Source organism: Demequina sp. NBRC 110056 (assembly GCF_002090155.1).
Classification (GTDB): domain Bacteria; phylum Actinomycetota; class Actinomycetes; order Actinomycetales; family Demequinaceae; genus Demequina.
Window position 1 is genome coordinate 121,896 of the sequence record NZ_BBRM01000006.1, and the last position, 23,160, is coordinate 145,055.

Genomic DNA, 23,160 nt, shown 5'->3' on the forward strand with positions numbered 1-23,160 from the left:
CGGGCGCATTAGGATGACTTTCCAAATGTCTACGAAACATCCCGCATCCGGGGAGGCCCGATGCTGAGGTACATCCTCCGCCGCCTGCTCCAGGCCATTCCCGTCTTCTTCGGGACCACCTTCCTGCTGTACTTCATGGTCTTCTCGATGCCGGGAGACCCGATCCTCGCCATGTTCGGCGACCGCACCCCGAACGAGGCGCTGTACAACCAGCTCGTCGCTCAGTACAACCTCGACCAGCCCTTCGTGGTGCAGTACCTGCTGTACATGAAGGACCTGTTCACGGGGAACCTGGGCGTCACCTTCTCGGGCCGCTCGGTGAACGAGGTGTTCGCCGACGCGTTCCCGGTCACGCTGATGCTGGTGACGATGGCCGTCATCTTCGAGTTCATCCTCGCTGCGGGCCTGGGCCTGATCTCCGGCCTCCGCGCCGGCAAGTTCTCGGACCAGCTCAACCTCGTGGTGGCGCTGGTGCTGAACTCGATCCCGGCGTTCGTCGCGATGTTCTTCGCCCAGTACTTCATCGCCCTGGGCCTCGGATGGGCGCCGGTCACCGTAGGCGCGAACGCGACATGGTCGACCATGTGGCTACCAGCGCTCACGATCGCGCTGACGCTCTACGTCGTCGGCATGCGCCTCATGCGCGGCTCGGTCATCGAGGCGCGCAGCGCCGACTACGTCCGCACCGCGTACGCCAAGGGCCTCACGTCGAAGCGCGTCGTGCCCGTCCACGTCGCGCGCAACTCGCTGATCCCCGTGGTCACCAACACCGCGGCGAGCTTCGGCGCTCTGATCGCGGGCACGACGGTCACCGAGGGCATCTTCAACATCCCCGGCATCGGCAAGGTCCTCTACGACGCCATCATCGGCGGCGAGGGCCCCACGATCGTGTCCTTCGTGACGATCCTCACCATCATGTACATCATCGTGAACATCCTGGTGGACCTGCTCTACGCCGTCCTGGACCCGAGGATCCGCTATGTCTGACAAGAATCCGCACTACGTCGCTCCGCACGAGGAGCTCGACGAGGTCCAGATCGACCAGGTCAAGCTGTCGGATCGCAAGTCGACGCTGTGGCTCGACGCGTGGCGCGACCTGCGCCGCCGCCCGCTGTTCTACGTGGCGCTGGCCATCGTCATCCTCATCACGCTGATGGCGCTGTTCCCCACCTGGTTCACCGACGTCATGCCCCGCGACGCGGAGCTGGCCAAGTCGAACATGCCGCCCGAGCCGGGTCACCCGCTGGGCTTCACCCGCCAGGGTGAGGACATCTGGTCCCGCATCGTCTACGGCGCCTCGACCTCCCTGTCCGTGGGCCTCATCACGGTGGCGATCACCGCCGTGCTCGGCATCCCGATGGGCGCCATCGCGGGCTTCTTCGGCGGCTGGGTCGACTCGCTGCTGTCACGCATCGGCGACATCTTCTTCTCGCTGCCCTACTTCCTCGCGGCCGTGGTCGTCATGACCGTGCTGTCGGACTACCGCAACGTGTGGGTGATCTCGCTCGCCATCGGAGGATTCGCGTGGGCGACGCTTGCGCGCATCGTCCGCGCCGAGGTGCTCCAGGTGAAGCAGCAGGAGTACGTCCAAGCCTCGACATCGCTCGGCAGATCGAGGATGAGTACGCTCATCAACCACGTCCTGCCCAACTCGATCACGCCCGCGATCGCGTACCTCACGCTCGCGTTGGGCGCCGCGATCGTCGCGGAGGCGACGCTGAGCTTCCTCGGCATCGGCCTTCCCAACACGATCATGTCGTGGGGCAACGACATCTCCCAGGCGAGCATCACGGTGCGCACCGCGCCCATGCCGCTCATCTACCCGTCGCTCGCACTCATCATCACGGTGCTCGCGTTCACCATCCTCGGTGAGCTGGTCCGTGACGCGCTCGACCCGAAGGCGAGGGCACGCCGATGACCACCGAAGTGATCACCACCTCCATCGACGACCAGCCGCACGACCTGGACCCGAACAAGCCGCTGGTCCAGGTCAAGGACCTCGAGGTCTCGTTCAAGACCCAGGGCGGCGACGTGCACGCGGTTCGCGGCGTGAACTTCGAGATCTACCCGGGTGAGACCGTCGCGATCGTGGGCGAGTCCGGCTCGGGCAAGTCCACGACGGCCACGGCGCTGATGAACCTGCTGCCGGGCAACGGCCGCATCTCGGGCGGCCAGGTCCTCATCGAGGACAAGGACGTCGCGAAGCTCAACCAGAAGCAGATGGCGGCGCTGCGAGGCCACGTCATCGGCTACGTGCCGCAGGACCCGATGTCCAACCTCAACCCGGTGTGGTCGGTGGGCTTCCAGGTCCGCGAGGCCGTGCGTGCCAACGGGCTTGCCACGGGTCGCAAGGAGGTCGAGGCGCGCGCCGTCGAGGTCCTCCAGCAGGCGGGTCTGGCCGACGCCGAGCGTCGCATGAAGCAGTTCCCGCACCAGTTCTCGGGCGGCATGCGTCAGCGCGTCCTCATCGGCATCGGCCTGGGAGCGAACCCCAAGCTGCTGATCGCGGACGAGCCCACCTCGGCGCTCGATGTCACGGTGCAGAAGACGATCCTCGACCGCATCGAGTCGCTGACCCGGGCGCGCAACACCGCGGTGCTGCTCATCACGCACGACCTCGGCCTCGCCGCCGAGCGCGCGTCGAAGGTCATCGTGATGCACAAGGGCAAGATCGTGGAGGCCGGCCCGAGCCGGGCCATCCTCGCCGACCCCCAGCACCCGTACACGCGTCGCCTGCTCGCGGCCGCGCCGTCGATCGCTTCCCAGCGCATCGGCGCCACGGTCGCGGAGGACGGGGACGACGAGGGCGTCATCGAGCTCGCGTCGATCGCCAAGGAGCGCCACGAGGAGGCCGAGGCCCACGCCGGCAAGGCCGTCGTCGAGGTCAAGGACCTCACCAAGGTGTTCTCGATCCGTCGCGGCGGCTTCAAGTCCGAGGACCTGACCGCGGTCGACAACGTGTCGTTCGAGGTGCACAAGGGCACCACGCTCGCGCTCGTCGGCGAGTCCGGATCGGGCAAGACCACCGCGGCTCGCATGATCCTCGGCCTCGAGACGCCCACCAGCGGAGAGATCTCCGTGGGCGGCACGCGCCTCGATGCGGCCAAGGGCAAGGAGCTCTTCGATCTGCGCCGCCGCATGCAGCCGGTGTTCCAGGACCCGTACGCCTCGCTCGACCCGCAGCGGTCGATCGGCGCGATCATCCAGGAGCCGCTCAAGGTCCACAAGGTGGGCAACGCCAAGTCACGCCAGGCGCGTGTCGAGGAGCTGCTCGAGCAGGTGGCGCTGCCGAGCGCGCTCGCGCACCGCTACCCGAACGAGCTCTCCGGCGGTCAGCGCCAGCGCGTGGCGATCGCCCGCGCGCTCGCGCTCAAGCCCGAGGTGGTCGTGCTCGATGAGGCGGTCTCCGCCCTCGACGTGCTCGTCCAGGCGCAGATCCTCCAGCTGCTCGCCGACCTGCAGACCGAGCTGGGCCTGACGTACCTGTTCATCACGCACGACCTCGCTGTCGTGCGCGTGGTCGCCGACGAGGTGGCCGTGATGGAGCAGGGCAAGATCGTCGAGGCCGGCACCACGGACGAGGTGTTCGCCAACGCGAAGCAGCCGTACACGCAGCGCCTGCTCGACGCGATCCCCGGATCGGGCATCGACTGGGGCGTGTGACGCACCGCTGAACAGACGTGTCGGCCCGGCCTTCCCTTCGTGGGGACGCCGGGCCGATGCGCGTTCTAGCTAGTCCTCGGCCGGGTGCTTGAGTCGGGGCACCTTGGGCAGGATCGCGTCGCCGGCGGGCGGGATGTAGACATGCTGGCCGTCCTCGGTCTCGAGCGGCCGGTCGCCGGGTGCGGGCGTCGGGGCAGGCAGGACCTTCTCCGAGTTCAGCTCCTTGGCCATCTCGGCCTCGCCGGGGTTGAAGATCGATCCGAGCTCCGTCATGTGCGCGACTCTACGCCGCGCCCAGGTGCGGCGCGAGGGAAACATGCGAGCGCATCGGCGCTGTAGAGGCCTGTCCACCCCGACAGTTTCGAACGCCATGACGTCCGACACCCCGCGCGCAGGGGCCGTCGAGCGGCTTCGCGCGGCGTGTCGCCCTCGCGATGTTCGGCACTGTCGGCGGTGGGGCCGCCTGAGGGCCGATGCGCGCGCTGGCTTTCGCTCCAACTAGACTTGTCGCCCGTGGCACTCACTATCGGAATCGTCGGCCTGCCCAACGTGGGCAAGTCCACCCTGTTCAACGCCCTCACTCGCGCTGAGGTGCTCGCCGCGAACTACCCGTTCGCGACCATCGAGCCCAACGTGGGCGTGGTCCCGTTGCCCGACGCGCGTCTCGGCAAGCTCGCCGGAGTCTTCAGCTCCGAGCGCGAGGTTCCCGCGACCGTGTCGTTCGTCGACATCGCGGGCATCGTCAAGGGCGCCTCGGAAGGCGAGGGCCTGGGCAACGCGTTCCTCGCGAACATCCGCGAGGCCGACGCGATCTGCCAGGTGACGCGCGCGTTCGACGACTCGGACGTGACGCGCGTCGAGGGCTCGACCGATGAGGCGGGCGACCTCGAGACGATCTCCACCGAGCTGATCCTCGCCGACCTCCAGACCATCGAGAAGGTGCTGCCGCGCCTCGAGAAGGAGGTGAAGATCAAGAAGGGCTCGCCGGAGCAGCTCGCCGCCGTCGAGCAGGCGAAGGAGGTCCTCGAAGCCGGCCAGACGTTGTTCGCGGGCGCGGAGGCCGCCGGGATCGACACCGCGGAGCTGCGCGAGTTGAACCTGCTCACGACCAAGCCCTTCATCTACGTCTTCAACACCGACGACGCGGGTCTCATGGACGAGGAGCGCAAGGCGTCGCTGTCCGCGCTCGTCGCGCCGGCAAAGGCGATCTTCCTCGACGCGAAGTTCGAGTCCGAGCTCATCGAGCTCGACGAGGAGGAGGCGCGCGAGATGCTCGAGTCGACCGGCCAGACCGAGTCCGGCCTCGACCAGCTCGCGCACATCGGCTTCGACACTCTCGGCCTGCAGACGTATCTCACCGCCGGGCCCAAGGAGGCGCGCGCGTGGACCATCCGCAAGGGCTGGACCGCGCCGCAGGCCGCCGGAGTCATCCACACGGACTTCGAGAAGGGCTTCATCAAGGCCGAGGTGGTCCACTTCGAAGACCTGATGGAGTACGGCTCGATGGCCGATGCGAAGGCCGCCGGCAAGGTGCGCATGGAGGGCAAGGACTACGTCATGCACGACGGTGACGTGGTCGAGTTCCGCTTCAACGTGTAGAAGTCACTCTCGAGTCGCCGCCACGCGGTGAGTGCCGAGCGCTTCTGTCAGTTCCGCCTTCGTGCGAGACTTCCCGTCCAGCGATTGCGCTAGCCTTGCCACTCCATCGTCGCCAGGGGAGGCAAGATGTGGAATCTCGACGGTGCTCATATGCGCCTGGCGCGCCCGACGCGCGACATCGATGCAGCAGTTCGATTCTGGGTGGACGGCTTGGGCATGACGCTCCAGGGGCGCAAGCTCGAGGACGGCGCGCCGTATGAGGAGCTGGCCTTCGTGGGATGGCCCGAAGCGGCCTGGCATCTTGAGATTGTCAAGGATGCGGTGGTCTCGCCGAACCCCACGGAAGAGGATCTCCTGGTGCTGTACCTGGCCGGCCCCATCGACGAAGCTCTCATCGGTCGGATCAAAGCCGCCGGCGGTGCTGCTGTCGAGGCGCGCAACCCGTACTGGAACGAACATGGCGTCACGGTCGAAGATCCCGACGGGTACCGGCTCGTCCTCTCGACGCGCGACTGGTCGTGAGGCTGTCGGCTGAGACCTGCTTCAGCCTCTGAACACTGGCAGGGCGCGGCTTCGAGGCATCCAGACGTTATTCGGCTACGGAACGTGGTGGAGTTCAGATTTAACGTGTAGTTCCGGTCCAACCTCTGGCCGCTGATCCCACGCCGATCCTCGGGTCGCGTTGCTAGGTGAACGCTGAGCGCGCTGATCTCTCGCGCGTCATACGAGTGCAGCGTCGGATACGCGAGACGTCTACGTGGTCGGCTGGAGTGCGCCGAAGCTGCGGCGCAGGAGGTCGACCGCGCTGTCTGCGGCATCGGCCTCTGCCCACGCGGTGAGCGCGATGTCGAAGCAGGCGAGAGAGGCCTGGACGATGGTCTCGGCGCGCAACTCCCGGTGGTCGCCCTCGAGGCGCTCCGCGACCACGGGCGTGAGCATGCTGGCCCACAGCAGGTGCTTCTCGAAGTTCCTTGCCCGCAGTGCAGGAGCGCTGCCAAGGACCCGCATCGCCTTCTTGCCCTGCGCCTGGTTTCTTCCCGGGGCGGCGAGCAGCGCTTCGTAGGACGCGAGCAGTGCTTCCCAGATGGGCTCCTCAGAGGGGCGGGCCACGAGTTGATCCCGCACGTGCTCGCCCCAGCCAGCGGGATCACCGATCACGGTGTCCTCCTTCGCGGGGAAGTATCGGTGCACGCTACGTGGCGAGACACCGACGGCGGCGGCGATCTGCTCGATGGTGACGCTGTCGAAACCCTGTTCGTCAAAGAGCTCCACCGCGACCTCGGAGATGCGCGCCCGGACGGCGTCGCGCGCGATCGCGCGAGTGCCGCTGGGCCTGGTGACATCGTTCATAGATTCATCATATCGCGCCATAAGTGGCAGAGACTGACAGAACGGGCGTATACTGTCGTCGTCTCACTCGAGAAGGGAAACTCCATGGAACAGCGCACTCTCGGCCGCCAGGGCCTGACCGTCTCCGCCATCGGCTACGGCGCGATGGGCACCGCGGTCGGCTACGGGCCGACCGATGACACCGAGTCCATCGCCGCGATCCGCGCGGCGCACGATCTCGGCGTCACTCACTTCGATACCGCGGAGATGTACGGCTGGGGCGTCGGGGAGCAGCTGCTCGGTACCGCGCTCGCTCCGATCCGCGATCAGGTCACCATCGCCACCAAGTTCGGCTTCACGCCGACGTTCGCCCCGAACTCACAGCTCGAACACGTGCGCAGCGTCGTCGACAACAGCCTGCGCAACCTCGGCGTCGACCACATCGACGTGCTCTATCAGCACGTTCACGACCCGGCCGTCCCCGTCGAAGACGTCGTCGGAGTGATGAAGGAGTACGTCGACGCCGGCAAGGTCAAGTACCTCGGACTGTCCAACACGACGCCGGACAACGTGCGCCTGGCGCATGCTGTTCACCCGATCTCCGTGGTGCAGACCGAGTACTCGATCTTCGCGCGCCAGTCCGAGAACTTCTTCCCCGTCCTCGAAGAGCTCGGCATCGGCTTCGTCGCATACTCGCCGCTCGCGCGCGGGTTCCTCAGCGGTGCGACCAAACCCCGTAGCGAGTACGGCCCCGACGACTTCCGTCAGCACATCCCGTGGTGGGCGCCGGAGAACTACGCAGCGAATGTTGCGATCGTCGACCAGCTCACCGAACTCGCCGCGTCCAAGGGTGCGACGCTCGCTCAGCTAGCGATCGCCTGGCTCCTTGCCCAGAAGGACTACATCGTCCCCATCCCTGGCTCGCGCAACGCCGCACGCGTGGCACAGAACATCACGTCGGCAGGCCTCGTCATCACGGACGCTGACCTTGTGCGCATCGCTGAGATCGCGCCGAATGGAGGAGTGGTGGCGGGAAGCTGATCCTGGCTCCGGCGTGACCGGCGGCTTCCTCGAGCGGTGCGACCCTCGAGGAAGCCGGGTCCCCACTCGAGAGCCGTCGCAGGTTATTCGGGTACGGAATGTGGTGGAGCTCCGCTTCAACGTGTAGGTGCAACCCTTGACTCTTCTCTTAACGAGAAGTCATCGTCACGTCTTGTGAAGACTCTGCCGTCGGCGCTCACGCCGTTCGTGAGGTCGGATGTCTCCGGTGCCCTGCTCGCGGAGACGCTGGGCCGTGCCGGCGAGGAGTTCTCACTGGCGGAGCTGAGCCGGCTCACAGGCGCGGGTGCAGGTGTCGTGCACAGGGAGATCGGCAGGCTGGTCGACGCAGGCGTCCTGCGAGACCGCACTGTCGGCCGCAACCGGATGGTGCGTGCCAACCCGGACCATCCGTTGTTCGCGCTGATGCGAGACCTCATCGCCGCCACCTACGGCCCAGTGCCGGTCCTCCGCGACCTTCTCGCCGGCGTCGGCGGCGTGGAGGAGGCATACGTCTACGGCTCGTGGGCGGCTCGACGTTATGGCGACGTGGGGGACTTTCCGCGGGACATCGATGTCCTGGTGGTCGGCTCGGCCTCGAGGCGGTCCTTGGCAGCCGTGGCTTCTGCCGCGACCGACCGCATCGGCGTCGACGTCAACATCTCGCGCATCTCGCGCGACGAGTGGCTGGCCGACGAACCGACGCCCTTCGTGGCGACCGTCAAGGGTCGACAGATAGTGGACCTGAAGAGCGGCGTTCACGATGACTGACGTCCCTGACGTGATCGCGCAGATGCTGGTCTCCCGCCAGCTCGAGCACGTCGAGGTGAACCGGGCCCATGCGCAGTCCGTCATGGTCACCGCGCAGCGTCACCTCGAAACCGCGGCAACCCTGGCAGGCACCGAGGATGTCGCCATGGCCTTCACGGCCGCGTACGACGGCACGCGCAAGGCGCTCGCAGCGGTCCTTGCTGCGCACGGGCTCCGTGTGCGACCGGTGGGCGGCGCCCACCGAAACACGGGCGTCGCTGCGGTTCACCGGCCGGTCGGGCGCGCCGCACTCGAGGAGACGACAGTGTCGCCTCGCGGCAGCTCTGTCAGCCCAGCGCCTTCACCCCAGCGACACGAGCCCCGCGACCCCGGCGACGAGCGACACCGCGGCGAGCACCAGCGCCGTCGTGATCAGCACCAGGTGCACGGTGTAGAACCGCGTCCGCGCGCCGGCGTCATCCGTCGACCGCTCGTCCGCCGCGATCCGCTTCATGAAGCGCGGCCACACGGCGAACGCGAAGAGGGCATTGACGAGCAGGACGATGCTGAGGGTCAGGACCATCCGGCCAGGCTAGTGGCGTCCAGCCTCGACCGGATCACGCCTGCCGGAATTCGATCCGGTTGCCGAACGGGTCGTGGGTGTGGAAGCGAACCACGCCGGGGATGTCGTCGGCCCGCACACACGCGTGCCCGGCGTCCTCGAGCCGCGCCTGCAGCGCGTCGAGATCGGTGGTGAGCAGCGCGGGGTGCGCCCGACCGGCCGGCGTGAACGGCTCGTCGATCCCGATGTGGATCGCTGCGGAGCCCGACTCGAACCAGCACGACGCTGTGAGGCCTTCCGGCACCGTCACCTCGGGCATGCCGAGCAGCACCCCGAAGAAGTGGCGCGCGCGCTCCACGCCGTCGGCGGGGATGGCGAGCTGCACGTGGTCGATCCCCGTGATCATGCGTCGCCCACCGCGCGTTTGACGAGCGCGGCGATCTCCTTCTCCTCCTTCGCCCCGACGGACAGCAGCGCGAAGGAGGCCGGCCACATCTGCCCGTCGTCGAGTGCGGCGACGTCCTGGAAGCCGAACGTCGAGTAGCGCGACTCGAACTTCGTCGCCGGCTGGAAGAAGCACAGCACCTTGCCGTCGAGCGACCACGCCGGCATGCCGTACCAGGTGCGCGGCTCGAGCTGAGGAGCGACCTCCATCACGAGGGAGTGGAGTCGCTCGGCCATCACGCGCTCCTCGTCTGGCATCTCGGCGACCTTCGCCATGAGGTCGGCCAGCGCATCGGCCTTCTTCTTGCCGCCCTTCTCTGCGCGCAACTCCTCCGCGCGCTCCTTCATCGCCGCCTTCTCGGCGTCGCTCCAGCCGCTGCCGCTCATGGTCGCCTCCGTGTTTGTGGGTCGCGCCGCGCTCGTGGGTCGTCTCGCCTACCGTAGCCCGCGACACTCGGCCGCTACTGTGTCACCAGCCGAGGGAGGTGGGCGTTGGGCGCGGTGGACGTGAGCACCACACGACAGGACGCGGTGGCGTCGAACGTCGCCCCACCCGAACCGACCCGTCCGTGGTGGCACGTGAGCCTGCTCGGCACCGGCGTAGGACTCGTGCTCGCAGGCCTCGCTACGACCCCGACCCTGCTTCCGCGTGACCCGCTCCACCAGGGCCTCGCCATGGCCCTCGCGTTCGCGGTCGGGTATCTCGTGTCGGTGATCCTGCTCTGGGCTATCGGCCGCTGGGCCCCCCCGCCCGAGTCCCACGGTGACGCGGTGGGCGTGGGCCGCGCTCGGCGTCGCCTGGACGGTCGCGGCGCTGCTCCTCGCGAGCCCCGCGATCGCGGCCCAGGACGATCTTCGGGCCCGCGCGGGGTGGGCGCCGTTGACGACTGCCGAGGTCGCAACCGCTGCGGGGGTCGCGGTGGGCGCGACCGTCGCCTTCGTAGCGATCGGCAAAGGCCTCGCGGCCCTCGCGCGCCGACTTGGCCGCGCGATGACAGACGCCCGCAGAGGGCCGATGCGCGGGCTGGGCTCGCGCGCCGGTGCGCTGGCTCTCGCGTGGGTCGCGGTGGTCACGGGTCTCGCCGTGGTCGTGGGCGCCGGCCTCGCGGCGTTCGTCGTCTGGTACGGCAACAGCTACGAGAAGTACAACGACTCCTTCGTGGCAGGACTCGACGAGCCCTCGGGAGCGTATCGATCGGTCGGTCCCGACAGCGCGCTGTCGTGGGACCGTGCCGGGCGCGAGGGGCGGTCGATCCTTGCCGGCGCCCCGACCGCCTCGCAGATCGAGCAGGTGACGGGCACAGATGCGGTGGAGCCGGTGCGCGTCTACGTCGGACTCGAAGACACGGACGCCGGCCCCACCGACTGGGACGCACGGGCCGCGGCGGCCGTGGCGGAGCTCGACCGACTCGGGGCCGACGAGCGTGCCGCGGTGGTGGTGGCCGCGACCACCGGCTCCGGCTGGCTCGACGATCAGGCGATCGACACCGTCGAGTACCTCTACGGCGGCGACAGCGCGATGGTCGCGATGCAGTACTCGGTCGCCGAGAGCTGGCACTCCTACGTGTTCGACCCCGGAGCGTACCGAGATTCGACGGGCGCGCTCGCGGCCGCCGTGCACGACTGGTGGGGCTCGCTGCCGGAGGCCAGCCGGCCGCACCTGTACATCTACGGCCTGTCGCTTGGATCGCGCGGCGTCCAGGACTCGTTCGACAGCTTCGAGGACCTCCAGTCGTACGGCGACGGCGTCGTGCTCGCCGGCACCCCTTATGGCACCGCCATGAACCGGGAGCTGACGCAGGCACGTGCCGACGGCTCGCCCGTGACCCTTCCCGTCGTCGACGGGGGAGCGCGCGTGCGGTGGTTCTCGCACGGCCCGGACATCGCGGCGCATACGGGTCTGTGGCAGGCGCCACGCTCCATCTACCTGCAGCACGGCAACGATGCCGTGGTCTGGGTGGGTCCCGACATGCTGTGGCGCCAGCCCGAGTGGCTCGAGCCGGGCGAGCGGTCGCCCGACGTGCACCCGGCGATGCGGTGGTACCCCGTGGTGACGAGCATCCAGACGATGTTCGACTCGGCAGTGAACCTCGCCGGGCCGGACGGCGTCGGCCATCGCTACGGCTCCGACACCGCGGAGGCGTGGATCGCGGTCACCGAGGGCGCCGGCCGTAGCGACGAGGAGCTCGACGCGATCCGTCGCGAGGTGATCGGCGAGGAGCTGCCCGCAGGCTCCGACGTGTAGCGCGCCGGGGTGCCGGGCATGCCTCCTGGGCCGCCCGCGTTGCCGTCACTACTGTGGAGGCGAGCGAAGGGAGCACCGCGTGGCCATCGGACGATCGCGATCGAGGGGGCACCGCAGCGCGGCGCCCACGGAGCGGGACGGCGCCGAGGGCGCATGCCTCGTCCGCGTGGTCGAGGGTGGCGACGCGGACTGCGCGCCGGCCGGCACCACCCCCGGTGAAGCGCTCGAGCTCGCGGCGCGAGGCGACGGCCGCATGGCGGTGCTGCTCTATCCGGACACCACCTCGACCGCCGTCCAGGAGCTCGCCGACGCGTGGGACCTTCACCCGGTGCTCGTCGAGGACCTCGAGCACGGCGGCCAGCGGCCCAAGCTCGAGCGCTACGGTGACGTGCTCTTCCTCGTGGTGCGGTCCGCGCACTACGACGACGCACGCGAGCAGGTGGACCTCGCAGAGTTCCACGTCCTCGTGCGTCCCGGCGCCGTCGCGATCCTGTGCCAGGACGGCCTGTGGTTCGACGGCACCCCGGCCTCCGCACTCGTCGACCCGGACAGCGCCGCCGGCGAGCGCGCGGTGGCGGCGCTCCTCGAGGGAGAGCTGACGCAGCTGGGGCCCGAGGCCGTCGCCTATCGACTCGTCGACCGCATCGTCGACGGCTACGTGCCCGTCCTCCAGGGCGTCGCGGTCGACAAGGACGAGATCGAGAAGCAGGTGTTCAGCGCGGACCCGGCGGTGGCCGAGCGCATCTACCGCCTCAGCCAGGAGGTGATCGACCTCCAGCACGCGACCAGCTGGCTCATCGACGTGCTCGCGTCGCTGCGCGGCGGCTTCGTCAAGCACCAGGTTCCCGAGGAGCTCCAGACCTACCTGCAGGACGTCGCCGATCACCTCGACCGGGTCAGCGCGCGCATCGCCGAGTACCGCGAGGCGCTCGCCCAGATCCTCAACGTCAACGCGACCCTCGTCGCGCAGCGCCAGAACGAGGACATGAAGAAGATCTCCGGGTGGGCGGCGATCCTGTTCGCCCCGACCCTCATCGCCGCCATCTACGGCATGAACTTCGACGCGATGCCCGAGCTGCACTGGTCCTTCGGCTACCCGCTCGCCGTGGTGACCATGGTGGGGTTCTCGGTGGCCCTGTACTTCGTGTTCAAGGCGAAGAAGTGGATGTGACCGAGCCGTTCGCCACCTCGATGGTCGCCACGGCGTAGACCCCGTCGTCCGGCAGGTGCAACGTGATCGCGTCGCGCGGCATCCCGGCACCCTCGATCACCGCGATCAGCTCCTCGAGGGAGCGCGGCACGATGTGCGGCCACTGGATGATGCGCTCGACGAACTCGAGATGAGGCCTGTCAGTGCGCATGTTGCCGAGGATCACTATGCCGCCGGGGCGCGTGGCTGCGACGGCGGCGCGCACGAGCTCGGTGGCCGACGGCACGCGTGCTCGGCGCGTGTGCAGCGGCTCGGCGGGCAGGTACTCGAGGAACCCGACCAGGTCGACGAGGTCGTAGCCGCCGGCGGCGCTCGCGAGCGCGCCCAGGTCGAACAGGTCCTGGCGCTGGGTGAGCACCGGCACCCGGCCGCGGTCGGACAGCTCCTCCGCGAGCGCCAGCGCCTGCTCGTCGCCGTCGCGGACCTCGAGCATCGCGGGTGAGCCGCACGCGCCAAGATCTCGCGCGGCCGCCATGAGCGCGGAGAGCCCACCGCTGCCGAGCGACAGCCACGCCGTCGCGCCCGCGCCGGCGAACCTGTCGCGCAGGATCGCGGACACCACGGCGGCGCGGGAGCGGATGCCCACCGCGTCCCAGGTGTGGGTGAGCACGGCCCAGTCGTCGGGGCTGAGGTCCAGGGCGGGCATCCCGGGAAGCTCAGGGTCGCCCGGGTGCTCGAGCGCCCACAGCGCCGCGGCCGACGGCACCAGGTCCCGCCATCGGGGCGCGTGCCGGAACGTGAAGCCGTCGGGCTCGGTGGCGTCCTGGTCGCCCCACCACTGCGCGAGCACGGGGTGGAGCGTGGCCATCGCGGCGCGCCCCTCGGGCCCGACGCGTGGACGCGACGACCGCGTCACTCCGGCCGCTGCGAGCTCGCTGAGCTGCCGTTCGACGATGTCGAGGACCCGCTGACGCGTGCGCGGGTCGCGCTGCGCGGCGAGGTCCGTGGTCCTCACCTCGTGCGCGGCGACGCCGAGCGTCTCGCGCCCCAGGAGGTGGCATCCGTGGAGCGTGACGTGGTCGGTGGTGCCGGTGAGGCCGCAACAGCGGCGCTGCGCACCGCGGGTGCGGAGGCGAGCCTCCCCGGTCGCAGGCAGGTCGGACAGGGTGGCAAGGACGGACATCGGGGTCTCCGAGCGATAGGCGCGCCGCGGTGTGTGCGGCTGGTCAGACCACTGTGCGCCGCGCGCCGCATCGATGCTTGGGGGTCGCCTGAGGAACCCCTGAGGATCGCGCGACAGGGACGCAGCGCCGATGCGCGCGCTGGCTCAGGCCGCCGGTACGGCCTCGGTGCCGGTCACCCAGGAGGGCCGCAGCGAGGCGAAGACGTGGGGGAACAGCTCGGATCCGCCCGACGTGTTCTCGAACCGGACGTCGACGCCGTCGGCCTCGATCAGCGCGGTGTCGAGCACGAGGATGACGAGGTCGGCTCGGTCGACGCCCTCGTAGTGGCGAGCGAGGACGCCCGGGAGCTGCGCGCGGGTCGAGCAGTGCACGAACCCCTCGTCCGCCACCGTCATGCCTCGCCCGGAGACGTCGTACGGCGCCCCGGCGAGCGCATCGGCCCACTGGGCGCGGAAGGCGAGGTGGAGGATCTCGGTCACGACGCCTCCTCGGCCTGGCGGGCGCGGTACGCGGCCTGCGCCGCGCGGTTGGTGCACGTGACCGAGCAGTACTTGCGCGAGCGGTTGCGCGACAGGTCGAGCACGATGCCGTCGCAGTCGTCGAGCTCGCAGCGGCCGAAGCGCTCGAACTCGTCGGCGCGGATGACGTCGATGACCGCCATCGCGGTCTCCACGAGGATGCGCTCCGCGAGCGGCCGGTGGTCGCTCGTCGCGTGGATGTGCCAGTCGCGCCCGTCGTGCCGCACGAGGCGGGGCAGGGCGCGCTCCTCCGCGAGGATCGCGTTCACCAGGGGCACCGCGCCGTCGCGCGTGGACTTGAAGAGCTCGCGGAGCCGGGTACGGATCGCTCGCACCGCCTCGAGGTCGCTGCTCGAGGGGCGTGAACCCGAGTAGTGGAACTCGTCGAAGAAGGCGACGAGCTCCTCGTGGGTGGTGAGCGTGTCCGGCTCGAGCTCCGAGTTCGCGAGGAACGCCGCCGACTCCAGAGCCTCGGCGCTGTCATGTGCGAAAACCATTTTGACACCTTACCAAACGGGCAGTAGTGTCATGACTCATGGCCCTGATGACTCATGACACCGTGACTGCGAAGCGCTCCTTCGGCGTGCGCCGCGTCAGCGACAGCCGCCTCGCCTCGGGGCTGGTCTTCGCGATGGTGTCTGCCGCGTCGTTCGGCATGTCGGGCTCGCTCGCCCGCGGGCTCATGGACGCCGGCTGGACCGCCGGCGCCGCGACGCTCGTACGCGTCGCGATCGCCGCGCTCGTGCTCGCCGTGCCGGGCGCGCTCGCCATGCGCGGGCGCTGGCACCTGCTCCGCCGCGGCTGGGGCGTCATCGTCGCCTACGGCGTCTTCGCCGTGGCCGGCGCGCAGCTGTGCTACTTCCTCGCGGTCGGCTACCTCGACGTGTCGGTCGCGCTGCTCATCGAGTACACGGCCCCCGTGGCCGTGGTGCTGTGGATGTGGGTGCGCCACGGCAACCGCCCCACGCGCCTCACCGTCGCCGGCGCGCTCATCGCGGCCGCTGGCCTGGTGCTGCTGCTCGACGTCCTGGGCGGCGGCGCGAACGTCGACCTCGTGGGCGTCGCGTGGGCACTCGCGGCCATGGTCGGCGCGTCGGTCTACTTCGTCATCGGCGGCGACGAGTCCAACGGCATCCCTGGCATGACCCTCGCGGCCGGCGGCCTCATCGTGGCGCTGGTCGTGCTCTCCGCCGCGGCGCTCACGGGAGTCCTGCCCATCGCGTGGTCCACCGAGACCGTGCAGTTCGTGCCGTTCGCCGCGCCCTGGTGGGCCGTCGCGCTCGTCCTCGGCATCGTGACCGCGGCCACCGCCTACGTGACCGGCATCGCCGCGACCCGTCGCCTGGGCGCCCGCCTGGGCTCCTTCGTCGCGCTCACCGAGGTGATGATGGCGACCCTATTCGCGTGGATCCTGCTCGGCCAGGTGCCGCTCGCGATCCAGGTGGGCGGCGCGCTGCTGGTCGTCGCCGGCGTGGTCGTCGTGAAGCTCGGAGAGCGTCCGGCCGAGACCGTGGCCGAATCGATCGCCGAGCCGCCCGCGCTCACCGACCCGCAGGCGCCCATCCCGCTGTGAACCGTGCGCGCCTGGACAGCGTGGTCCTGGCGCGTCTCACACGTGCGGCCGGGCCGGTGCACCCCCTCCTTGCGCACCGGCCCCGGCCGCAACGAACCTGAACGACGCCACGGCGACGGGTCGTGCTGACCCGGCGACCGCATCGGCGCTCCTCTCCGACAGTTTCGAACATCCGCGCGGCGACACGCCGCTGGCGGGGCAGCCATCGCCGCGCGCGCCGGGGTGTCGTCCTCGGCGACGTTCGGAACTGTCGGTACGGGCCAGCAGCTCCGATGCGCGTGCCGGCCTCAGCTGGAGTGCGGCAGCGCCCGCAGGGACTGGCGCAGGAGCGCGTGCTCGGCGTCGATCGCGCTCGGCACCCGCGAGCCCATCGAGTAGAGGAACTCGGCGGTGTCGTCGGCCTCGGCCATGAGGGCGTCGCGGTCGACGGCGAACAGGCCGCGCCACTGGTCCTCGCTGACGCCGGCCGCCGCGTAGTCGATCTCTCCCGCGGCGGGCACGATGCCGAACGGGCTCTCGGCGCCGCGCGCGGTGCCCTCGACGCGGCCGAGGATCCACGCGAGCACGCGCGCGTTCTCGCCGAATCCGGGCCACAGGAAGCTGCCATCGGCGCCCTTGCGGAACCAGTTCACCTGGAACACGGCCGGGGGACGGCCCGTCGAGCGCAGGCGCGCGCCCGTGTCGATCCAGTCCTGCCAGTGGTCGGCCATGTGCATGCCGCAGAACGGCAGCATCGCGAGCGGGTCGCGGCGCAGCTCGCCGAGCGTGCCCTCGGCAGCCGCCGTGCGCTCCGACGCCAGGGTCGCCCCCATGTAGACGCCGTGCTCCCACGTGCGGGCCTGGGCCACGAGCGGCACGTTCGAGGCGCGTCGCCCGCCGAAGACGACGGCGTCGATGACGACGCCGGCCGGGTCGTCCCAGGTGTCGGCGATGGTGGGGCACTGGGCCGCGGACACCGTGAAGCGCGAGTTGGGGTGGGCGGCCGGGCGGCCGCTGTCCGGGGTCCAGGACTCGCCGCGCCAGTCGGTCAGGTGCTCGGGCGCCTCGTCCGTGAGGCCCTCCCACCACACGTCGCCGTCGTCCGTGAGGGCGACGTTCGTGTAGATGACGTCCCGGTCGAGGGTCTCCACCGCGACGGGGTTGGTCGACTCGCCGGTGCCCGGCGCGACGCCGAAGAACCCGGCCTCGGGGTTGATGGCGCGCAGGCGGCCGTCCTCGCCCGGTGCGAGCCAGGCGATGTCGTCGCCGATGGTCTCGACCTTCCAGCCGGGGATGGTCGGCTGCAGCATCGCGAAGTTGGTCTTGCCGCAGGCGCTCGGGAAGGCGGCGGCGACGTGGAAGACGCGGCCGGTGGGCCCGGTGACCTTGAGCAGCAGCATGTGGGCGGCGAGCCAGCCCTCGCGGTGTCCCATCGAGGAGGCGATGCGCAGCGCGAACGCCTTCTTCGCGAGGATCGCGTTGCCGCCGTACGCCGAGCCGTAGCTCCAGATCTCGCGGGTCTCGGGGAAGTGCACGATGTACTTGGTGTCGTTGCACGGCCACGCGACGTCCTGCTCGCCGGGCTCGAGGGGGGCGCCGACCGTGTGCACCGCGGGTACCCACGGGGTGTCGGGGCCGATGTGCGCGAGGGCGGCGGCGCCCATGCGGGTCATCACTCCGGTCGACAGGACCACGTAGGGGGAGTCGGTGACCTGCACGCCGTAGCGCGCGAGCGGGCTGCCGAGCGGCCCCATGCAGAACGGCATGACGTACATGGTGCGGCCGCGCATCGAGCCCGCGACGACGTCGCGGAGGGTCTCACGCATGCGGGCGGGAGGCTCCCAGTTGTTCGTGGGCCCCGCGTCGGACGCCGACTCCGTGCAGACGAAGGTGCGCGACTCGACGCGCGCGACGTCGTCGGGGTGGGAGCGCGCGAGGTAGGAGCCGGGACGCTTGACGGGATCGAGGGCGATGAGCGTGCCGGCGTCGACCAGCTGCTCGGTGAGCTCCGCGCGCTCGCCGGCGGAACCGTCGCACCAGTGGACGGCGGCGGGCTCGGTGAGGGCGGCGATGCGCTCGACCCACGCGACGATGCTGGGGTCGGCCGAAGCGGGGGCGGCGGCCGCGATGGCGGTGCGCTCGGCGGTGGCGGTCATGGGCTCTCCTCGGTTGTCTTTCTGGGTGTGGTTCCTGTGCCGGATTCAGAAGTACCTCGCTTTCGACGATACGAAGGCCACACTGGACTTCCTGGCACATCGAGGTGGAAATTTCGACCGTTCTTTCGGTATCGTCAAGAACCATGGCCGACGCAGTGACGCTGGGACGCAGGATTCGACACTTCCGCACGCAGGCGGGCTACACGCTCGACCAGCTGGGGGAGCGGACTGGGGTGGCGGCGAGCCAGTGGTCGCTCATCGAGAACGGCAAGCGCGAGCCGCGGCTGTCGCTGCTGACCGACGCCGCGAAGGCGCTCGGGGTACCCGTGCAGGAGCTGCTCGAGGACGCCCCGCCCACCGAGCGGGCCGCCCTCGAGATCGAGCTCGAGCGCGCACAGTCGGGCCATGCTTTCCGCGAGCTGGGCCTGCCGGCCCTGCGGGCCTCGCGCACGATGCCCGACGACGTGCTGAAGACGCTCGTCGGGATGCACCGGGAGCTCGAGCGCCGCGCACGTGCCGCGCTCGCGACGCCCGAGGAGGCGCGCCGGGCCAACACCCGACAGCGCCAGTACCTGCGGTCCGTCGACAGCTACCTGCCCCAGATCGAGGCGCTCGCCGACCTCGAGACGGCGGCGGTGGGTCACACGGGCGGCGCCCTCACCCACCGCACCGTCGCCGAGATCGCCTCGCGCCACGGCTTCACGATCGTCCACACCGCGGACATGCCCCACTCGGCGCGCTGCGTCGTGGATCACGAGTCGGGCCGGATCTACATCCCGCCGGCCTCGATCCCCGGCGGCCACGGTCTCCGGTCGCTCGCTCTTCAAGCGGTCGCGCACTCGGTCCTCGATCACGAGGAGCCCTCCGACTACGAGGAGTTCCTCACGCAGCGTCTCGAGGTGAGCTACTTCGCGGCCGCGTGCCTCATGCCGCACGAGCCGTCGGTCGAGTTCCTGCAGGCCGCGAAGAACGAGCGCAACATCGCCATCGAGGACTTCCGCGACGCGTTCGGCGTCACGCATGAGGCGGCCGCGCTGCGCTTCACCAACCTCGCCACCGTCGACCTCGGCATCCCGCTGCACTTCCTGCGCGTGTCCGGCGACGGGGCCGTCGTGCGGGCCTACGAGAACGACCGGCTGCCGCTGCCGCTCGACGTGACGGGCTCGTGCGACGGCGAGATCGTGTGCCGCGAGTGGTCGGCGCGGCGCGCGTTCGCCCGCTCGACCAGGACCACGGAGTACTACCAGTACACGGACACCGTGAACGGCACGTTCTTCGAGTCGACCCAGACGGGCATCGCCGACGCCCAGGAGTTCTCCATCACCCTCGGCGTCCCCTACCGGGAGTCGCGCTGGTTCCGTGGGCGCGAGTCGACCGAGCGCTTCCAGTCGAAGTGCCCGGACGCGAGCTGCTGCCGCCGGCCCACGAACGACCTCGCCACCCGCTGGCGCGGCAAGGCGTGGGCGAGCGCCCGCGTCCACCAGCACACGTTCTCGCCGCTGCCCCACGGCACGTATCCCGGCATCGACGACCGCGAGCTGTACGAGTTCCTCGAGGCGCACGCCGGCGACGAGTCGTGACCGCGCCCGGGAGGTCGTTCGGCGCGGCCGCGGCCGACTACGAGCGCGGCAGGCCCGGCTACCCGGCCGATGCGGTCGCCTGGATGGTGGGCGCCTCACCTCTCGCGGTGGTCGCCGACGTGGGCGCCGGCACGGGGAAGCTCACCCGTGCGCTCGTCGCGGCGGGTCACGGCGTGATCGCCGTCGATCCCGACCCGCAGATGCTCGCCGCGCTCGCGGCTGCCGTCCCCGAGGCCGGTCGTGTCGAGGGCACGGCCGAGCGGCTGCCGCTGGCGGCACAGAGCGCCGATGCGGTCGTGCTCGGCCAGGCGTGGCACTGGGTCGACGTCGCCGAGGGCTCCGCGGAGATCGCGCGCGTCCTCCGTCCCGGGGGCACGCTCGGGCTCGTGTGGAACATCCGCGACGAGTCCGTGCCCTGGGTCGCGGAGCTGACCAAGGCGATGCACGGCTCCGCGGCCGAGCGCCTCCTGGCCGGGGACGGGCCGCGCGTCGGTGCGCCGTTCCCCGCGCTCGAGGAGCGCTCGTGGTCGTGGGTGAGGACCATGGCTGTGAGCGACCTGCAGGCGATGGTCCGCTCGCGCAGCTACTACCTGGAGGCCGACGCCCACCGGCGGGCCGTCATCGACGAGGCGGTCCTGCGCATCGGCTCCGCCGTCGCCCGCGACGGCACGATCGACCTGCCCTACGTGACGCGCGCGTTCCGCACGACGCGGCCCTGAGCTGACGCCGGGGGGACAGGCGCGGCGGTTCGCGAGCGACCGTGGGGGCGTCAGCCGAGCAGCGCGATGGCCGCGGCGGCGACGGAGGCCACGACGATGCCGATCCCGGCCCAGTCCGCCCGCTTGACCGCTGAGGGGCCGCTCGGCGCGGCGTCGGCGCTGCCTGCGGAGCGCGAGTCCTCCACGATGGCGCCGATCTCCGCGGCGATGTGCTCCGTGCTGCGCTCGTCGCCTTCCTGGCCGCGTGCGCGCAGGCGGCGCGAGGCGCCCGACACGGGCGCGGCGAACGAGCCGATGCGCTTGCCGTCGTCACCCACGAGCTCGAGCGACCACTTGAGCTCGACGCCGGCGATGCGGTCCACCGGCATCGAGGCGATCTGCACGACGTTGCGCAGCTCGATCTCGTCGGGACTCACGACCACCGACGGGCGCAGGAACGCCGCCCAGCCGAGCCCCGCCGCGGCAAGCCCGAGACCAAGACCCACGTGCGCATCGGCGAACCCGCTCGAGGCGAGCTGCACGATGGCGACCGCCGCGCCGAAGCCCACGGCGATCCAGCCCCAGATGAGCGATGAGCGCAGACGGTGGACGACCATGTCCACCATCGTCCCACGCAGGGGATGCGTGCCCGACCGGCCCGCCACAGCCGCGCCGCGCGCGACCGGCTAGAATGTCACCGGCTCTTAGTCCGTGCGCGGCGCGCAACGGCCCGCCCGCGTCCCCTCCCCTCCAAGGAATCGAGATCCTGTCATGCCCGTGCGCTCAGACCTGCGCAACGTCGCGATCGTCGCTCACGTCGATCACGGCAAGACCACCCTCGTGGACGGCATGCTCGTCCAGGGCGGCGCCTACGGCGAACACGCCCACATCGAGGACCGCGCCATGGACTCCGGCGACCTCGAGCGCGAGAAGGGCATCACGATCCTCGCCAAGAACACGGCGATCCGCTACACCGGCGAGGCGGCCGGTGCCGAGGGCGTGACGATCAACGTCATCGACACCCCCGGTCACGCCGACTTCGGCGGCGAGGTCGAGCGCGGCCTGTCGATGGTCGACGGCGTTGTGCTGCTCGTCGACGCGTCGGAGGGCCCGCTGCCGCAGACCCGCTTCGTGCTGCGCAAGGCGCTCGCGGCGAAGCTGCCCGTCATCATCGTCGTCAACAAGGTCGACCGTCCCGACTCGCGGATCTCCGCGGTGGTGGACGAGACCCACGACCTGCTCCTGGGCCTCGCGGCCGACCTCCACGACGAGGTCCCTGACCTCGACGTCGACGCCCTTCTCGAGGTGCCCGTGGTGTACGCGTCGGCCAAGGCCGGCCGCGCGTCGCTCGAGCAGCCTGCAGACGGCGAGCTGCCCGACAACGAGAACCTCGAGCCGCTGTTCCAGACGATCATGGAGCGCATCCCCGGTCCGGCCTTCGAGGACGGCCACCCGCTTCAGGCGCACGTCACCAACCTCGACGCGAGCCCGTTCCTCGGCCGCCTCGCGCTGCTGCGCATCTTCAACGGTGAGCTGCGCAAGGGCCAGCAGGTCGCCTGGGCCCGAGCCGACGGCTCGATCCAGAACGTCAAGATCACCGAGCTGCTCGAGACCAAGGGCCTCGAGCGCGTGCCCGCCGAGGTCGCCCGCCCCGGCGACATCGTCGCCGTCGCCGGCATCGAGGACATCACCATCGGCGAGACCCTCACCGACATCAACGACCCGCGCCCGCTGCCGCGCATCACGGTCGACGACCCGGCGATCTCGATGACCATCGGGATCAACACGTCGCCGCTGGCGGGCCGCGTCAAGGGTGCCAAGGTCACGGCGCGCCAGGTGAAGGACCGCCTCGACAAGGAGCTCATCGGCAACGTGTCGCTGCGCGTCCTGCCGACGGACCGCCCCGATGCGTGGGAGGTCCAGGGACGCGGCGAGCTCGCGCTCGCGATCCTCGTCGAGCAGATGCGTCGCGAGGGCTTCGAGCTCACCGTCGGCAAGCCCGTCGTGGTCACCAAGGAGATCGACGGCAAGAAGCACGAGCCGATGGAGCACATGACCATCGACGTGCCCGAGGAGCACCTGGGCGCCGTCACCCAGCTCATGGCGAGCCGCAAGGGCCGCATGGAGTCGATGGCCAACCACGGCACCGGCTGGGTCCGCATGGAGTTCATCGTCCCGGCGCGCGGCCTCATCGGCTTCCGTTCGACGTTCCTCACCGAGACCCGCGGCACCGGCATCGCCTCGTCCATCGCGCACGGCTACGCCCCGTGGGCCGGACTCATCGAGTACCGCACCAACGGCTCGCTGTGCGCGGACCGCCAGGGCGCCGTGACGACCAACGCGCTGCTGACGCTCCAGGACCGCGGCACCTTCTTCGTGAAGCCCACGCAGGAGGTCTACGAGGGCATGGTCGTGGGCGAGAACTCGCGCGGTGAGGACATGGACGTCAACATCACCAAGGAGAAGAAGCTCAACAACATCCGGTCGGCGACCGGTGAGGAGCTCGAGCGCCTGACGCCGCCCCGCGTGCTGACCCTCGAGGAGTCCCTCGAGTTCGCGCGCGAGGACGAGTGCGTCGAGGTGACGCCGGAGAACATCCGCATCCGCAAGGTGATCCTCGACGCCACCGAGCGCGGCCGCGCCGCCGCGCGCGCCAAGCGCCAGGACGCGTAGCCCCGTCTCCACCGTCAGC

Annotated in this window: 23 protein-coding genes and 1 pseudogene; 14 read left to right on the plus strand and 10 right to left on the minus strand. The window is 70.2% G+C overall.

Annotated features, from left to right (window positions below):
- The first annotated feature begins 60 nt into the window (after positions 1–60).
- From B7K25_RS10480 to B7K25_RS10490, 3 genes are read left to right on the plus strand one after another with little or no spacing between them, the layout of a single operon-like run.
- A complete protein-coding gene (locus tag B7K25_RS10480; RefSeq protein ID WP_084106011.1) occupies positions 61–987 on the plus strand; it encodes an ABC transporter permease in 927 nt (308 codons plus the stop codon).
- Entirely contained in the window at positions 980–1,918 is a 939-nt protein-coding gene (locus tag B7K25_RS10485; protein WP_084106012.1) for an ABC transporter permease, read from the plus strand. Before B7K25_RS10480 ends, B7K25_RS10485 begins: the two co-directional genes overlap by 8 nt.
- Complete coding sequence (locus tag B7K25_RS10490) at positions 1,915–3,663, plus strand: ABC transporter ATP-binding protein (protein WP_084106013.1); 1,749 nt, start codon at positions 1,915–1,917, stop codon at positions 3,661–3,663. Before B7K25_RS10485 ends, B7K25_RS10490 begins: the two co-directional genes overlap by 4 nt.
- A gap of 69 nt (positions 3,664–3,732) precedes the next feature.
- Here B7K25_RS10490 and B7K25_RS10495 read toward each other — a convergent pair whose 3' ends face one another.
- Entirely contained in the window at positions 3,733–3,936 is a 204-nt protein-coding gene (locus tag B7K25_RS10495; protein WP_084106014.1) for a hypothetical protein, read from the minus strand.
- Positions 3,937–4,176: 240 nt separating this feature from the next.
- Between B7K25_RS10495 and ychF the strand changes: the two genes are divergently transcribed.
- Both ychF and B7K25_RS10505 read left to right on the plus strand, forming a co-directional pair.
- The gene (gene ychF, locus B7K25_RS10500) at positions 4,177–5,262 is read left to right on the plus strand and encodes a redox-regulated ATPase YchF (protein WP_084106015.1); all 1,086 of its coding nucleotides are present in this window, start codon (positions 4,177–4,179) and stop codon (positions 5,260–5,262) included.
- 126 nt (positions 5,263–5,388) lie between these two features.
- Entirely contained in the window at positions 5,389–5,784 is a 396-nt protein-coding gene (locus tag B7K25_RS10505; protein ID WP_084106016.1) for a VOC family protein, read from the plus strand.
- 231 nt (positions 5,785–6,015) lie between these two features.
- Here B7K25_RS10505 and B7K25_RS10510 read toward each other — a convergent pair whose 3' ends face one another.
- Positions 6,016–6,612, minus strand: coding sequence for a TetR family transcriptional regulator (locus B7K25_RS10510; RefSeq protein ID WP_084106017.1), 597 nt, complete (start codon positions 6,610–6,612; stop codon positions 6,016–6,018).
- Between the two features lie 84 nt (positions 6,613–6,696).
- On the opposite strand from B7K25_RS10510, the gene B7K25_RS10515 reads away from it, so the two are divergent.
- A complete protein-coding gene (locus tag B7K25_RS10515) occupies positions 6,697–7,632 on the plus strand; it encodes an aldo/keto reductase (RefSeq protein ID WP_084106018.1) in 936 nt (311 codons plus the stop codon).
- A 174-nt stretch (positions 7,633–7,806) separates the two neighbouring features.
- On the plus strand, positions 7,807–8,400 hold the full coding sequence (locus B7K25_RS10520; protein WP_084106019.1) for a hypothetical protein: 594 nt from the start codon (positions 7,807–7,809) through the stop codon (positions 8,398–8,400).
- A gap of 340 nt (positions 8,401–8,740) precedes the next feature.
- Here B7K25_RS10520 and B7K25_RS10525 read toward each other — a convergent pair whose 3' ends face one another.
- Genes B7K25_RS10525 through B7K25_RS10535 form a run of 3 tightly spaced genes read right to left on the minus strand, consistent with a single transcriptional unit; the run spans position 8,741 to position 9,772 of the window.
- The gene (locus tag B7K25_RS10525) at positions 8,741–8,962 is read right to left on the minus strand and encodes an SCO4848 family membrane protein (protein ID WP_084106020.1); all 222 of its coding nucleotides are present in this window, start codon (positions 8,960–8,962) and stop codon (positions 8,741–8,743) included.
- A 34-nt stretch (positions 8,963–8,996) separates the two neighbouring features.
- Positions 8,997–9,347: a VOC family protein gene (locus B7K25_RS10530; protein ID WP_084106021.1), complete on the minus strand. Its 351-nt coding sequence runs from the start codon at positions 9,345–9,347 to the stop codon at positions 8,997–8,999.
- The gene (locus tag B7K25_RS10535) at positions 9,344–9,772 is read right to left on the minus strand and encodes an iron chaperone (protein WP_084106022.1); all 429 of its coding nucleotides are present in this window, start codon (positions 9,770–9,772) and stop codon (positions 9,344–9,346) included. Before B7K25_RS10535 ends, B7K25_RS10530 begins: the two co-directional genes overlap by 4 nt.
- A 288-nt stretch (positions 9,773–10,060) precedes the next feature.
- On the opposite strand from B7K25_RS10535, the pseudogene B7K25_RS13965 reads away from it, so the two are divergent.
- The 3 genes and pseudogenes from B7K25_RS13965 to B7K25_RS10545 all read left to right on the plus strand — a co-directional run.
- Positions 10,061–10,595 (plus strand): annotated as a pseudogene (locus B7K25_RS13965) (alpha/beta-hydrolase N-terminal domain-containing protein); the annotation flags it as partial.
- Between the two features lie 108 nt (positions 10,596–10,703).
- A complete protein-coding gene (locus tag B7K25_RS13970; RefSeq protein WP_234988220.1) occupies positions 10,704–11,630 on the plus strand; it encodes an alpha/beta-hydrolase family protein in 927 nt (308 codons plus the stop codon).
- Between the two features lie 79 nt (positions 11,631–11,709).
- Positions 11,710–12,801: a magnesium and cobalt transport protein CorA gene (locus B7K25_RS10545; RefSeq protein WP_234988185.1), complete on the plus strand. Its 1,092-nt coding sequence runs from the start codon at positions 11,710–11,712 to the stop codon at positions 12,799–12,801.
- Here the strand turns inward: B7K25_RS10545 and B7K25_RS10550 are convergent.
- The 3 genes from B7K25_RS10550 to B7K25_RS10560 all read right to left on the minus strand — a co-directional run bounded on the left by B7K25_RS10550 (position 12,779) and on the right by B7K25_RS10560 (position 14,979).
- Positions 12,779–13,963 carry a hypothetical protein gene (locus B7K25_RS10550; protein WP_084106024.1) on the minus strand — a complete coding sequence of 395 codons (1,185 nt, stop codon included), beginning with the start codon at positions 13,961–13,963 and terminating at the stop codon, positions 12,779–12,781. The genes B7K25_RS10545 and B7K25_RS10550 overlap by 23 nt on opposite strands.
- A gap of 144 nt (positions 13,964–14,107) precedes the next feature.
- On the minus strand, positions 14,108–14,443 hold the full coding sequence (locus B7K25_RS10555) for a DUF952 domain-containing protein (protein WP_084106025.1): 336 nt from the start codon (positions 14,441–14,443) through the stop codon (positions 14,108–14,110).
- The gene (locus B7K25_RS10560) at positions 14,440–14,979 is read right to left on the minus strand and encodes a CGNR zinc finger domain-containing protein (protein ID WP_084106026.1); all 540 of its coding nucleotides are present in this window, start codon (positions 14,977–14,979) and stop codon (positions 14,440–14,442) included. Before B7K25_RS10560 ends, B7K25_RS10555 begins: the two co-directional genes overlap by 4 nt.
- 38 nt (positions 14,980–15,017) lie before the next feature.
- Here B7K25_RS10560 and B7K25_RS10565 point away from each other — a divergent pair, with 38 nt between their 5' ends.
- A complete protein-coding gene (locus B7K25_RS10565; protein WP_084106027.1) occupies positions 15,018–16,055 on the plus strand; it encodes a DMT family transporter in 1,038 nt (345 codons plus the stop codon).
- A 287-nt stretch (positions 16,056–16,342) separates the two neighbouring features.
- Here the strand turns inward: B7K25_RS10565 and B7K25_RS10570 are convergent, their stop codons facing one another.
- A complete protein-coding gene (locus B7K25_RS10570; RefSeq protein ID WP_084106028.1) occupies positions 16,343–18,190 on the minus strand; it encodes a phosphoenolpyruvate carboxykinase (GTP) in 1,848 nt (615 codons plus the stop codon).
- A gap of 143 nt (positions 18,191–18,333) precedes the next feature.
- Between B7K25_RS10570 and B7K25_RS10575 the strand changes: the two genes are divergently transcribed.
- Both B7K25_RS10575 and B7K25_RS10580 read left to right on the plus strand, forming a co-directional pair.
- The gene (locus B7K25_RS10575) at positions 18,334–19,770 is read left to right on the plus strand and encodes a helix-turn-helix domain-containing protein (RefSeq protein WP_084106029.1); all 1,437 of its coding nucleotides are present in this window, start codon (positions 18,334–18,336) and stop codon (positions 19,768–19,770) included.
- Entirely contained in the window at positions 19,767–20,489 is a 723-nt protein-coding gene (locus B7K25_RS10580; protein WP_234988187.1) for a class I SAM-dependent methyltransferase, read from the plus strand. The genes B7K25_RS10575 and B7K25_RS10580 overlap by 4 nt, the downstream gene beginning before the upstream one ends.
- 50 nt (positions 20,490–20,539) lie before the next feature.
- Here B7K25_RS10580 and B7K25_RS10585 read toward each other — a convergent pair whose 3' ends face one another.
- Complete coding sequence (locus B7K25_RS10585) at positions 20,540–21,085, minus strand: PH domain-containing protein (protein WP_159450188.1); 546 nt, start codon at positions 21,083–21,085, stop codon at positions 20,540–20,542.
- A 154-nt stretch (positions 21,086–21,239) separates the two neighbouring features.
- On the opposite strand from B7K25_RS10585, the gene typA reads away from it, so the two are divergent.
- Positions 21,240–23,141, plus strand: a complete 1,902-nt coding sequence (gene typA / locus B7K25_RS10590) for a translational GTPase TypA (RefSeq protein WP_084106031.1) — start codon at positions 21,240–21,242, stop codon at positions 23,139–23,141.
- The last annotated feature ends 19 nt before the right edge of the window (positions 23,142–23,160 follow it).

Excerpts from the sequence above, each read along its gene's own strand:
- B7K25_RS10480 (WP_084106011.1), top strand. The coding sequence starts at position 61 with ATGCTGAGGTACATCCTCCGCCGCCTGCTCCAGGCCATTCCCGTCTTC.
- B7K25_RS10485 (WP_084106012.1), top strand. The coding sequence starts at position 980 with ATGTCTGACAAGAATCCGCACTACGTCGCTCCGCACGAGGAGCTCGAC.
- B7K25_RS10490 (WP_084106013.1), top strand. The coding sequence starts at position 1,915 with ATGACCACCGAAGTGATCACCACCTCCATCGACGACCAGCCGCACGAC.
- B7K25_RS10495 (WP_084106014.1), bottom strand. The coding sequence starts at position 3,936 with ATGACGGAGCTCGGATCGATCTTCAACCCCGGCGAGGCCGAGATGGCC.
- B7K25_RS10505 (WP_084106016.1), top strand. The coding sequence starts at position 5,389 with ATGTGGAATCTCGACGGTGCTCATATGCGCCTGGCGCGCCCGACGCGC.
- B7K25_RS10510 (WP_084106017.1), bottom strand. The coding sequence starts at position 6,612 with ATGAACGATGTCACCAGGCCCAGCGGCACTCGCGCGATCGCGCGCGAC.
- B7K25_RS10515 (WP_084106018.1), top strand. The coding sequence starts at position 6,697 with ATGGAACAGCGCACTCTCGGCCGCCAGGGCCTGACCGTCTCCGCCATC.
- B7K25_RS10525 (WP_084106020.1), bottom strand. The coding sequence starts at position 8,962 with ATGGTCCTGACCCTCAGCATCGTCCTGCTCGTCAATGCCCTCTTCGCG.
- B7K25_RS10530 (WP_084106021.1), bottom strand. The coding sequence starts at position 9,347 with ATGATCACGGGGATCGACCACGTGCAGCTCGCCATCCCCGCCGACGGC.
- B7K25_RS10535 (WP_084106022.1), bottom strand. The coding sequence starts at position 9,772 with ATGAGCGGCAGCGGCTGGAGCGACGCCGAGAAGGCGGCGATGAAGGAG.
- B7K25_RS10550 (WP_084106024.1), bottom strand. The coding sequence starts at position 13,963 with ATGTCCGTCCTTGCCACCCTGTCCGACCTGCCTGCGACCGGGGAGGCT.
- B7K25_RS10560 (WP_084106026.1), bottom strand. The coding sequence starts at position 14,979 with ATGGTTTTCGCACATGACAGCGCCGAGGCTCTGGAGTCGGCGGCGTTC.
- B7K25_RS10565 (WP_084106027.1), top strand. The coding sequence starts at position 15,018 with ATGGCCCTGATGACTCATGACACCGTGACTGCGAAGCGCTCCTTCGGC.
- B7K25_RS10570 (WP_084106028.1), bottom strand. The coding sequence starts at position 18,190 with ATGACCGCCACCGCCGAGCGCACCGCCATCGCGGCCGCCGCCCCCGCT.
- B7K25_RS10575 (WP_084106029.1), top strand. The coding sequence starts at position 18,334 with ATGGCCGACGCAGTGACGCTGGGACGCAGGATTCGACACTTCCGCACG.
- B7K25_RS10585 (WP_159450188.1), bottom strand. The coding sequence starts at position 21,085 with ATGGTCGTCCACCGTCTGCGCTCATCGCTCATCTGGGGCTGGATCGCC.
- typA (WP_084106031.1), top strand. The coding sequence starts at position 21,240 with ATGCCCGTGCGCTCAGACCTGCGCAACGTCGCGATCGTCGCTCACGTC.